The organism is Lacticaseibacillus manihotivorans DSM 13343 = JCM 12514, from assembly GCF_001435035.1.
Lineage (GTDB): Bacteria > Bacillota > Bacilli > Lactobacillales > Lactobacillaceae > Lacticaseibacillus > Lacticaseibacillus manihotivorans.
Window position 1 is genome coordinate 1 of sequence record NZ_AZEU01000070.1, and the last position, 344, is coordinate 344.

General features: G+C 50.6%; 1 protein-coding gene. It reads left to right on the plus strand.

What is annotated here, in order from left to right; all coding sequences use genetic code 11:
- A partial coding sequence (locus FD01_RS03950; RefSeq protein ID WP_338043354.1) for a transposase occupies positions 1 to 344 on the plus strand: 344 nt, incomplete at both ends.

Sequence of the window (344 nt, forward strand, 5' to 3'; positions counted from 1 at the left end):
GAGCTAGTTCCCTGGAACCACGCATTCGTAGTGACCAGCCTGGCCTCCGAGGCTCCAGAGACTTTGTTCAAGACCTATAGACAGCGGGGCAATGCTGAGAACCAAATTAAGGAGCTGAAATGCGGGTTTGGCTTTGACAAAACAGACAGCTCAACTTTTGCACGGAACACTGCACGAGCCTTGATCACCGGTATTGCCTATAACCTGGTTCAGCTCTTTAAACAGCTCTTTGTCTCGGAAGACCGTCGTTCAACCATCTCCTCGCTACGGTTCAGTCTCTTTCACATCGCCGGTAGGATTACTTGGCACGCCCGTCGTGTGGTGATTCATCTTGCTTCTAACTA